Annotated in this window: 7 protein-coding genes; 4 read left to right on the top strand and 3 right to left on the bottom strand. The window is 32.5% G+C overall.

Annotated elements, in window-relative coordinates; genetic code table 11:
* Window positions 1–42 precede the first annotated feature (42 nt).
* From RH82_RS09585 to RH82_RS09575, 3 genes are all read right to left on the bottom strand, one after another.
* Complete coding sequence (locus RH82_RS09585) at window positions 43–1,080, bottom strand: aldo/keto reductase (protein ID WP_034060248.1); 1,038 nt, start codon at window positions 1,078–1,080, stop codon at window positions 43–45.
* 103 nt (window positions 1,081–1,183) lie between these two features.
* On the bottom strand, window positions 1,184–2,143 hold the full coding sequence (locus tag RH82_RS09580; RefSeq protein ID WP_034060245.1) for an OmpA family protein: 960 nt from the start codon (window positions 2,141–2,143) through the stop codon (window positions 1,184–1,186).
* Window positions 2,144–2,198: 55 nt separating this feature from the next.
* The gene (locus RH82_RS09575; protein ID WP_034060243.1) at window positions 2,199–2,966 is read right to left on the bottom strand and encodes an exodeoxyribonuclease III; all 768 of its coding nucleotides are present in this window, start codon (window positions 2,964–2,966) and stop codon (window positions 2,199–2,201) included.
* Between the two features lie 122 nt (window positions 2,967–3,088).
* On the opposite strand from RH82_RS09575, the gene RH82_RS09570 reads away from it, so the two are divergent.
* The 4 genes from RH82_RS09570 to RH82_RS09555 all read left to right on the top strand — a co-directional run bounded on the left by RH82_RS09570 (window position 3,089) and on the right by RH82_RS09555 (window position 12,502).
* On the top strand, window positions 3,089–6,526 hold the full coding sequence (locus tag RH82_RS09570; protein ID WP_034060242.1) for a hypothetical protein: 3,438 nt from the start codon (window positions 3,089–3,091) through the stop codon (window positions 6,524–6,526).
* Window positions 6,527–6,585: 59 nt separating this feature from the next.
* A complete protein-coding gene (locus tag RH82_RS09565) occupies window positions 6,586–6,975 on the top strand; it encodes a hypothetical protein (protein WP_034060564.1) in 390 nt (129 codons plus the stop codon).
* 65 nt (window positions 6,976–7,040) lie between these two features.
* Window positions 7,041–11,354, top strand: a complete 4,314-nt coding sequence (locus tag RH82_RS09560; RefSeq protein WP_034060241.1) for a CusA/CzcA family heavy metal efflux RND transporter — start codon at window positions 7,041–7,043, stop codon at window positions 11,352–11,354.
* A gap of 2 nt (window positions 11,355–11,356) precedes the next feature.
* Complete coding sequence (locus tag RH82_RS09555) at window positions 11,357–12,502, top strand: efflux RND transporter periplasmic adaptor subunit (protein ID WP_034060239.1); 1,146 nt, start codon at window positions 11,357–11,359, stop codon at window positions 12,500–12,502.
* Window positions 12,503–12,523 lie beyond the last annotated feature (21 nt).

Raw genomic sequence — 12,523 nt, 5'->3', positions numbered from 1 at the left:
ACCGATTAACAGCGCTCCGGTTTTAAATCATTAAATTCCATTTTATGGTGCAGGATTAGGAATTACAGTATGTATTTCGTTGATACTATTCAAAATATCATCACTCAAATCTATATCTATACTACTAATATTTTCTTTAAGTTGTTCTAAATTTGTCGCTCCTATTATATTACTAGTAACAAATTCTCTTTGGTTTACAAAAGCCAAAGCCATTTGAGCTAAAGACATACTGTTAGCTTCTGCTAAGTCTAAATATTTCTGAGTCGCATTGGTTGCCTGTTCACTACTGTATCTAGCAAATCGAGGAAACAACTTTAATCTTGAATTTGCTGCTGCAGTCTTTTTTATATATTTTCCAGAAAGTACTCCAAAGGCCATTGGTGAATATACTAATAAACCAATATTTTCTCGCATAGATATTTCTGCCATATCACCTTCGTAAACACGATTTATCAGAGAATACGCATTTTGAATAGTTATTGGTCTTGGCAAATTATTGTTTTTGGATTCTTCAAGATACCTCATGGTTCCCCAAGCTTTTTCGTTAGACAAACCAAAATGTCTAATTTTACCTGTTTTAATAATACCATCTAAGCTTTCTAAAACTTCATTAAAATTATCTTCCCAAGCTGGGTTTGGATTGTGTTTGTAATCTCTTATTCCAAAAGTATTCGTATTTCTTTCTGGCCAATGTAATTGGAATAAATCTACATAATCTGTTTGTAATCTTTTTAGCTCATTATCTACAGCATCTTTAATGCTTTGCTTACTAAAACCTGTTGTTCTAATATGTGCTGTGTAATCTCCTGGCCCTGCAATTTTAGATGCTAAAATTACTTTATCTCTGTTACCTGATTTCTTTAACCAGGTTCCTATAATTTTGCTTGTCGCTCCTTGCTTTTCTGCTGTTGCAGGCACAGGATATAATTCTGCAGTATCAATAAAATTAACACCTTGATCTAAGGCATAATCTAATTGTAAATGTCCTTCGGCTTCTGTATTCTGGTTTCCCCAAGTCATAGAACCTAGGCAAATTTTACTCACTTTTATACTTGTAGATGGAAGTGTTGTGTATTTCATAATGATGGTTACTAATTATTATTTTATAAATATAAAAAGACCTTTCTACTCAAAAAAGTAGAAAGGTCTAAATGTTTGTTAAGGTTTGAAAATCACGCCTAAATTATATTTCATTTAACAACTTTGAAATCTCATCTAACTTTGGCGTTAAGATTACTTCTATGCGTCGGTTTTTAGCTTTACCTTCGGCTGTCTTATTACTTGCAATTGGCGCAAATTCACCACGTCCTGCAGCAGTTAGATTTTCAGGGTTAATATTTTTGTTTTCTCTCAAAATGGTTACAATAGATGTTGCCCTTTTTGTAGATAAATCCCAATTCCCTTTAATTTGTTCTGTACCAATAAATGATTCATCATCCGTATGACCCTCAATTAAAACTGCTATATCTGGATTATCCCCTAATACAGTTCCTAATTGTTTCACTGCTTTTTTTCCTTCTACTCCAACAGCCCAACTACCCGATTTAAACAGTAATTTATTTTCCATAGAAACATATACTTTCCCATTGCGTTGCTCGATGGTTAGTCCTTTACCTTCAAAATCTGTTAAAGCATTTGAAATCGCATTTTTTAAACTAGTCATTGCTGCGTCTTTAGCCGCAATAACACTTTCCAACTCTGCAACTCTATTTGATCGTGATTCAAGTTCTTTTTTTAGTTTTTCTAACCTCGTGTTTTCCGAAGTTAACGCTTGTTCTTTTGCTTCCAATTTTGCTAATAATTCTCTGTTCTTTTTTGAGTTAGCAGCTATGGATGCAGAACTACTGGACTCTAAAGCATCGTAAGACTCTTTTAAGTCTTGAAATTCATTAACCAATGCTTTGTATTCTCCTTCCCATGTATTTCTGTCTGTAATTGCACCGTCGTACTCTTCTTGAGAATCTCTTAATTCATTTTCTGCTTTAGTTTTTGCTTTTAACAGGTCGTTATATTCATCTTGCAAGCTTCTATTTTCCTTTTTTAATGTAGCATATTTATCTTCTAAGTTTTTATACACTTTTGGAGAAACGCAAGAAGTTGCAATAATTAACAATAAGATTGAAATTGTGAATTTGGTTTTCATGAGGGATGTTTTAGTGTTCAGTTATTAATCGTAGGATTCAGTACTTACTCTATTATTAATTTAAATTTTCTAATTCTACTAATATAGGACAATGGTCGCTATGTTTCGCTTCCGTTAATATAACGGCTCTTTTTATTTTTTCTTGTAATGTTTTTGTTACCATCGCATAATCTAAACGCCAACCTTTATTATTTGCTCTTGAATTCGCTCTGTAACTCCACCAACTATACTCTACACTTTCTGGATTTAGATATCGAAAAGAATCTATTAGTCCGCTATCGATAAAATCACCAATCCATTCGCGTTCTACTGGAAGAAAACCAGAAACGTTTTTCATTTTAGGATTGTGAATATCTATTGCTTCATGGCAAATATTATAATCTCCACAAATGACAAGGTTAGGAATAGTTGTTTTTAAATTAGTTATATAGTCTTGAATTTCTGCCATATAATTCAGTTTAAATTCAAGTCTATGTATATTGCTACCAGAAGGTAAATACATACTCATTACAGAAACACCATCGTAATCTGCACGAATGTTTCGCCCTTCAAAATCCATAGTATCAATTCCTGTTCCGTATTCTATATGGTTTGGCTTGGTTTTACTTAAAATCGCGACACCACTATAACCCTTTTTTTGCGCACTGTACCAATAGTTGTATTTATAACCAGCGTCTTCAAAAAGCGATAAATCTAACTGCTCTTCCATTGCCTTAATTTCTTGTAAGCACACGACATCCGCATTGGCGCCTATTAGCCAATCTATAAAGCCTTTTTTTAGTGCGGCTCTAATACCATTTACGTTGTAAGAGATGATTTTCATATTAATTAGTTTCTGTTTCAGCTAAAATAAATAATGCGTTACTTTTACAGCATCAATTTAATCTTAAATTAAACATAAACTATTAACAAAATATATTGTCAATTTTTTAGTTTAACTATTATATGAAGTTTACAGTTACTCTTTTTATTTTTTTCTTCGGAATTGTTGCCTTCTCACAGGAGCGTAACAATAATTTTAAGCAAAAAACTGTAGCTATAACTGAAACTATTGCCATTGATAGCGTAAGTATAAATCCTAATAATTTCTCGATAAAGCTTAAAGATTCCACGCTTATCGATTCTACCCATTATTCTGTAGATTTTTCTAAAGCTATTTTAACATTCAATAGATCTATTGCAGCCGATTCAATAATCATTAACTACTTAAAATACCCAGAATATATTACTAAAACCTATCAACAATTTAGTGATGCTATTATAGTTAAAAACAGTGATAAAGCCAATAAACTGTATCAAATAAAACAGAATAATACCAATAATGAATTTACACCTTTTGATGGCTTAACCACAAGCGGTAGTATTTCTAGAGGAGTATCTATTGGAAACAATCAAAACTCGGTATTGAATAGTGAATTAGATCTACAAATTACTGGAAAACTTAACGATAAAGTTTCGCTTCGAGCTTCTATTCAGGATGCTAATATTCCATTGCAAGAAAGTGGTTATTCTCAACGATTAGACGAATTCGACCAGGTTTTTGTAGAAATTTTTGGTGCCAAATGGAACGTTAGAGCTGGTGATGTAGATTTAGAAAATAACGACTCTTATTTTGCTGAGTTCTCTAAACGCGTTCAAGGGCTGTCATTAAAAGTAAGATTAGGCGAGGACGATACTCAAACAAACCTCTTTGCAGCTGGTGCTTTGGTTCGTGGCCAATTTACAACAAGCCAATTTACAGCTCAAGAAGGTAACCAAGGCCCCTATAAACTGCAAGGACAAAATGGTGAATTATTTGTACTCATCGTTTCTGGTAGTGAAATCGTTTACGTTAACGGAATTGTTGTAGAAAGAGGTGAAAACGAAGATTATATTATCGATTACAATGCTGGAGAAATTATTTTTAATTCTACATTCCCGATAACCAGCGAAATGCGAATTACCGTAGATTACCAATTTAGCGATAGAAATTATTCTCGCCTGGTAGCTTATGCAGGCGGAAATCACCAAACAGAAAAACTCAAAATTGGAGCATCGGTGTATTCTGAAAACGATGCAAAAAATAACCCACTACAACAAAGTTTATCCACTAGCCAAGTCAATGTTTTAAACGAAGCAGGTGATGATAGAACACAAATGGTTGCACCTTCTAGCGTAGAAGAAGCCTTTAATGAAAACCGCATTCTCTATAAAAAAGAAATTATAAATAATATAGAAGCCTTCGTATTTTCTAATACTGCAGATGACACTTTATTTAGTGTTCGTTTTACAAATGTTGGAGATAATCTAGGTAATTATGTAATAAGCAGTATTAACGCTATTAATACTATTTATGAATATATAGAACCTATTTTAGGTGAACCTCAAGGTGATTTTGAACCAATTATACAATTAGTTGCGCCTGTAAAACTTCAAATTGCTGTAGTAAATGGAAGTTACACACCTTCAGAAAAAACAGCTATAAATTTCGAATTTGCAGGAAGTAAAAACGATTTAAATTTATTTTCTAGCCTGGACGACAATGATAATAATGGTTTTGCGGCAAAGCTAAATGTAAAACAATCGCTTATTAAACAAGATAGTTTATGGAACTTAGATGCTTTTGTAGACACCGATTTTATTCAGAAAGAATTTAGAAATATTCAAGGCTTGTATAATCCAGAATTTAATCGCGATTGGAATATTAACGCAACTACAACTAATGGTTTAAATTCTAATCTTGATAATCAGGTTTTATTTTCGGCTGGCACCACGGCATTTCACAATAAAAAAGGGATAGCTAATTATTTATTTGAACACCTTAGTTTTTCCAATAATTTTAGTGGAAACAAACATACTGTAAACGCAAAATTATTTTTAAATAAAAAACTAGCACTTACCACTAATACAAGTCTTTTAAATAGTAATGCTACAGAAACAACCTCAACTTTTTTACGGACTTATAACGAAGCGCGTTATAGTTTTAAAAAGAGCTGGGTTGGCGGTAGATTTTCTGCCGAAAACAACGAACAAAAAGAAACTGAAACCGATACTTTTACCGATTTAAGTCAGCGTTTTAAAGCTTACGAAATTTTTACTGGTGTTGGTGATAGCACTGGCGTTTTTGCCGAGATTGGTTATAAATATCGCGTAAACGATAGTTTGCGAAATAACAATTTAGAACGTGTAAACAAATCTAATACCTATTATTTAAACTCTCACATAATAAAAAATGAGCGCACAAATCTTTCGTTTTTTGCCAATTATAGAACTTTAAAAAATACAGATCAAAACATAGAAGACGAGCAATCTATTAATTCTCGGTTAATCTACAGTCAGCAATTTTTTAAAAATATAGTGAATTGGAATACGGTTTTCGAAACAAATTCTGGAACTTTAGCTCAACAAGATTTTACTTACGTAGAAGTAGAACCAGGTCAAGGCGCATACATATGGATTGACTATAATGGTAATGGAATTCAAGAATTAGAGGAGTTTGAAATTGCTCAATTTCAAGATCAAGGTAAATATATCCGTGTTCTATTACCCAATCAAGTCTTTATAAAAACTCATCAAAATAGATTAAGTCAGTCGGTAACTTTAAATCCAGGAAGTTGGGTTAATGAAGAGCGTAAAAGCAAAAAATTATGGTCTCATTTTTATAACCAAAGTAGTTATTTAATAGACCGAAAAATTAAACGTGAAGGCAATGCCTTTAACATCAATCCGTTTGAGAGTGATGAAGATAACCAATTAGGGCTTCAGCTTAATTTTAGAAATGTATTATTTTATAATCGTGGAAAACAACGTTATACAACATCTTACACGTATTTAAGTAACCAATCGCGAAATGTCTTATCTGTAGGTTTTATTGCTAATAATTTGCGTAGCCATCAATTAAATTTCAATCATAAATTTGCAACAAGCTGGCTTGTTAACTTTCTTTCAGGTTTCGATAAAAATGAAAGTGAAAGTGAAAACTTTATTACTAAAAATTTCAAAATAGAAGAAGAACGATTCAACCCAAAACTATCTTATTTATTCAACGATACTATGCGTTTCGATGTTTTCTACCAATATACAAACAAAGCAAATACTATTGGTAGTTTAGAAACTCTAAACCAGCAAAAATATGGCTTCTCTTTTGCGTTTACTAAGAATGTAAAATCTGCTATTTCTGGTGAATTTAATATTTTTTCGAATACTTTTGAAGGGAATGCAAATTCTCCTGTTGGTTATCAAATGTTAGAAGGTTTACAGCCAGGTAAAAACCTAACTTGGAGTGTTTTAGCGCAACAAAAAATAACTAAATTTTTAGATTTGAACCTCACCTACTTTGGACGAAAAACAGAAACTAGTAAAACTATTCATACTGGAAATGTACAGCTGAAGGCTTACTTTTAAGACATTTGTAACCTTTGTTACCTTTTGGCACAGCTAATTTTGTAAATTCGCATATAATTATGAGCAAAGTATTAGCATTTACATATTCGTTTTTGATTCTCATCCAGAGTTTCAACATAAACTTAGAAGATTTTTCTAAGTTTAGTGTATTGCTAGAACATGCCGAATTTCATGAAGAAATGTATGGAGATACGTTTTTTCAATTTTTAGCTGAACATTATGGAGACGCTAGAGACAACCACGAAAACGATCACAAAGAACATGAAGACTTACCTTTTAAAGACGGTCATCACCTATGCACGCATATTAATACTTCTTTTATAAGCGTTGCTAATAATTTCGAATTTACCTATCACGAGTTTATCGAAATTCCTATTAATTTTCATTATAATGAAACAATAACAGATTCCGAAAAAACGTCTGTTTTTCAGCCGCCTAAACACGCATAATTCATTTTAGATTTTAATCCTGTTATATAAAATAGGCCTTTATTATTTCTTAAAATTCATGAATTATGTTAACAAACATTATCAAATTCAGCTTAAATAACAAGCTGATAATTTTCCTATTTACAGCCTTTATTATAGGTTTTGGTATTTTCTCCTTAACGCAAATACCAATTGGCGCAGTACCAGACATTACTAATAACCAAGTACAAGTTATTACAACATCTCGAAATCTATCTACACAAGATGTAGAGCAATTTATTACCTATCCTGTAGAGCTCGAAATGGCCAATCTACCAGGAGTTGAAGAAATCCGTTCTGTTTCAAAATTTGGCCTATCGGTTGTGACCATCGTTTTTAAAGATGATATGGGCACCTATTTACCAAGACAGCTTATTGCTGAAAAAATTAAATCAGCATCAGAGCAAATCCCAGAAGGTTTTGGTTCACCAGAAATGGGACCAATAACAACTGGCTTGGGAGAAATTTACCAATATATTTTAGATGTAAAACCTGGTTTTGAAGACCAATACACCACAACCGATTTACGTACCATTCAAGATTGGATAGTAAAGCGTCAACTCTCAGGAATTCCTGGTGTGGTAGAAGTTAATACTTGGGGCGGTTTTTTAAAGCAATACGAAGTCGCTATAAACCCAAATAAATTAACAGCAATGAATATTTCAATTGCAGAAATTTACGAGGCTTTAGAAAAAAACAATAGTGTTTCTGGTGGTGGTTACATCGAGAAAAATGATAAAGCCTTTTTTATTCGCGGTGAAGGTTTAGTAACCTCATTACAAGATATTGAAAATATTGTAGTAAAAAATGATGGCTCTCCAACTTATATTAAAGACGTTGCTAATGTAGGCTTTGGCAGTGCAACTAGATTTGGAGCAATTACTGGAAATGGTGAAGGCGAAAAAGTGTTAGGTCAAATTATGATGCTTAAAGATGGAAACGCTAAACAAGTTATCGATACCGTAAAAGAGCGTGTAGCTGCCATACAAAGCACCTTACCAGAAGGTGTTTATATTAACGGTTTTTTAGAACGTAGTGAACTTATTGCAAAAACCACATTTACGGTCGCCGAAAACTTAATACTAGGATCGTTAATCGTTATTTTTGTTGTCATTTTACTCCTTGGTAATTGGCGCTCAGGCTTGGTAGTCGCTTCAGTTATTCCATTAAGTTTATTATTTGCTATTATACTCATGCATCAGTTTGGCGTTGATGCAAACTTAATGAGTTTAGGTGCTATTGATTTCGGGATAATAATTGACGGAGCTGTAATAATTGTAGAGTTTATTGCTTTCCAAATTATGTCTAAAACTGGTCATATTTTAGAATTAGACAGAAAGGATAAACAAGCCGAAATTGACAAAATAACACTAAAAAGCGCTTCTAAAATGATGAATTCTGCCATTTTTGGGCAATTAATCATCTTAATCGTATTTATCCCAATTCTCTCTTTAAGTGGCATTGAAGGTAAGATGTTTAAGCCTATGGCAATGACTTTTAGCTTTGCTTTAATTGGAGCTATGATTTTGTGTTTAACTTATGTTCCTGTGGTATCGTCTTTGTTTCTAAAACCTGGTAAACAATCTGCTAAAAACATTTCAGTTAGGATAATGACGTTTTTAAACAAACAATATCAACCAATAATTCACTGGGCTTTAGGTAACAAAAAAATAGTAGTCATTCTTTCGGCTATTCTACTAACCTCAAGTGTTTGGGTCTTTAGTAAAATGGGAGGCGAATTTGTTCCTACTTTAGATGAAGGCGATTTTGCTATTCAGCCTGTATTAAAAACAGGAACATCACTAAGTAAAACTATAGAAATAACAACTAGAATTGAACAAATATTATTGGATAATTTCCCAGAAGTCGATCAAGTGGTTACACGTATTGGAGCAGCCGAAGTACCAACAGATCCCATGTCTATGGAAGAAAGTGATGTCATTATAAAACTGAAACCTAAAAAAGAATGGACGTCTGCTAATAGTAAAGATGAACTAGCAGATAAATTTAAAGAAGCCTTAGCTGTTATTCCAGGTATGGAAGTTGAGTTTACTCAACCTATTGAAATGCGTTTTAATGAGCTAATTACCGGTGTCCGTGCAGATGTTGCTATTAAAATTTTTGGAGATGATTTATCTGTACTAGCAGACAAAGCTTATGAAATAAAAGAATTAATTGAAACTGTGGAAGGTGCTGCAGATATTTCGGTTGAAAAAGTAAAAGGCTTACCACAAATGAGTGTAAAATTCAATAGAAGTAAAATTGCGCGTTATGGGCTCAATATTTCCGATTTAAACAACATCATTTCTATGGGTTTTGCAGGAGAAAGTGTTGGTAGTGTTTTTGAAGGAGAAAAACGTTTTGACTTAGTCCTTCGTCTTCAAGAAAACAAACGAAAAAACCTAGAAAGTCTTCAAAATCTATATGTAGATACTCCAAATGGAAACAAAATTCCGCTAAGCGAATTGGCAGATATTAGCTATACTACTGGTCCGGCTCAAATATCTCGCGACGATACTAAACGCCGTATTGTGGTTGGAATTAACGTAAGAAATAGAGATTTACAATCTGTAGTAAGCGATATTCAAAAGATAATTGAAAGCAAAGTAAAACTGCCTGTAGGCTACAACATTACTTATGGAGGACAATTTGAAAATTTACAAAGTGCAAAAGACAGATTATTAGTTGCTGTTCCTGTCGCTTTAGTATTAATATTAATATTGCTTTATTTTGCATTTAATTCTATAAAAGAAGCACTTATTGTATACTCCGCTATTCCCTTATCTGCAGTTGGTGGCGTGCTATTATTATGGTTTAGAGACTTACCTTTTAGTATTTCGGCGGGCGTTGGTTTTATAGCGCTTTTTGGTATTGCTGTTCTAAATGGAATAGTGTTAATCGAGCATTTTAAAGAATTAAAGGCTGAAGGAGTCTCTAATATTAATGAGCGTATTAAAAAAGGTACCAGCGAACGTTTACGCCCTGTGTTACTAACAGCAGCTGCAGCTGCTTTAGGTTTTTTACCAATGGCAATCTCAACAAATGCTGGAGCCGAAGTACAACGTCCTTTAGCTACTGTCGTTATTGGTGGTTTGGTAACTGCAACTTTACTAACCTTAATAGTTTTACCCGTTTTATATGCTTGGTTTGAAGAAAAAAAAGAACTTAAAATGAACAAGAATACTATAATTTCTGTAGCTATTTTGCTTTTAACTTTTAGTGTTCAAGCTCAAAACAAGCCTTTAACTATTACCCAGACTTTAGAATTAGCGATTGAAAATAACGCGAGTTTAAAAGCCGAAAAATTAAAAATTAACCAATCTAGCGCTTTAATTGGTTCTGCTTTTACTTTTGATAAAACTAATGTATATTATAATTATGACGAAAGTAATTTAGCAATCAATAATAAGCCACTTAAGGTTTTTGGAATCTCGCAAAACTTCAAATTCCCAACGGTTTATTTTGCTGAAAAAAAACGGAATCAATCTAAAGTAGAATTACAAGAGGCTAATTATGACTTACAATTACAGCAAATTAAAAAACAAGTTTACGCTAATTATTACCAACTAAGTTATGCTGAGAATAAAGCTGAAAGCTATAAGTATTTAGATAGTTTATACCAAGATTTCGCTAAAAAATCAAAACGGCGTTTTGAGCTAGGCGAAACTAATTATTTAGAAATGATTACTGCGCAATCTAAACAGAAACAACTAGAAACACTTTATAAACAATCGCTTCAAGAAGTAAATTTATCTAAAGAACAACTTAAAAAAGTGGTACAAGTGGATTCTATTACTATTGAAACTGGTCAACTTGTAAAACTGCAAGTTGAACGTTTATCTACAAATAATAATGCTGGATTATCTGTTTTTGATGCTTCTATTCTTTACCAGAAAGCACAAACTAAGTTAGAAAAACAAAGCCTGTTACCAGATATAAATGCTGAATACTTTCAAGGGACTAACGATGGTTTAAACGATAATATAAAAGGTTATCAATTAGGTGTTAAAATCCCCATTTTGTACGGTGGACAACGTTCTAAAATTAAAGCCTCTAAAATCGCACAAGATGTTATTTTGGAGCAAAAAGAAGACTATCAAAATCAATTAAATGCAGAATACAATTCTTTACTGGCAAAGCTTCAGCAATATGAAGAAGCTATTAATTATTATGAAACTCAAGGTCAACTACTTTCCGAAGAAATTATAAAAACAGCCAGTAGAACGTTTAAAGAAGGTGAAATTGACTTCTTTCAATACATTCAAAGTTTAGAAACGGCTAAGGACATTCAGCTTAATTATCTAGAGCAATTAAACCAATACAATCAAACTGTAATCACTATCAATTACTTAACATTATAAAGATGAAAAACATATATTTATTATTATTCTCAATGGTTTTAGTAGCATGCGGAAATTCGGAAAACAAAGAAAATATAACTACTGAAACTAAAGCACATTCGGACGATATTACTATTACCAAAGCGCAATTTGAAGGCGAGAAAATGGCATTTGGGACTTTAGGCACATTCAGCTTTAACGAAACCGTAAAAGTAAATGGAATGATAGATGTACCACCACACAACAAATCTAGCATTACCACTTTAATTGGTGGTTTTATTACTAAAACGCCCTTATTGGTTGGAGATAAAGTAAAAAAAGGTCAACTTTTAGTAACCTTAAAGAATACTGAATTTGTGGAAATGCAACAAAACTATTTAGAAGTTGCAGAGCAATTAAATTATTTAAAATCTGAATTTAACAGACAAAAAACGCTGTTTGAGGAAAATATCACTTCAGAAAAAAACTATTTAAAAGCCGAAAGCGCATACAAAAGCAATCTTGCACATTATAATGGATTGCGTAAAAAACTACAGATGATTAATATTGACCATAATCGCGTAGAAGAAGGTGTTATATCTTCAACCATAAACCTATATGCAACCATTGATGGCTACGTAACTAAGGTAAGTGTTAGCAATGGAACTTATGTTTCGCCTAGCAATGTTATTCTAGAAATTGTAGATACAGACCATATTCATTTAGAACTTTCTGTTTTTGAAAAGGATATTATGAAAGTGAAGAAAGATCAAAAAATTATATTTAAAATCCCTGAAGCTTCAGATAAAAATTATGAAGCAGATGTGCATTTAGTTGGCACTACAATAGACCAAGACACTAGACGCGTTCAAGTACATGGACATGTGGATAATGATGAAGAAAACTTTATTGTAGGTATGTTTGTAGAGGCAACTATTATTATTGATAGTTACCAAGGAATAGGATTAGCAAAAGAGGCTATAATTGAAGTTGAAGATGACTTTTTTGTATTAGTTCTAGAAGAACAACATGGCAATGAATTTCATCTTGAAAAGGTTAAATTAGAGATTGGTAAAAAAACTGAAACTAATGTAGAAATTTTAAATTCTGAAGCTTTAAAAGACAAGCAAATACTTGTAAAAGGAACAACGATGTTGTTAAATGATGGTGAAGGTGGACATAGTCATTAATTAGTTTATTAAAATTAATGC

This window comes from Lacinutrix jangbogonensis, from assembly GCF_000797445.1.
In the GTDB taxonomy this organism is placed as follows: domain Bacteria; phylum Bacteroidota; class Bacteroidia; order Flavobacteriales; family Flavobacteriaceae; genus Lacinutrix; species Lacinutrix jangbogonensis.
Note: the sequence above shows the minus strand (reverse complement) of the source record. Positions and strands in the feature narration are given on the sequence as shown.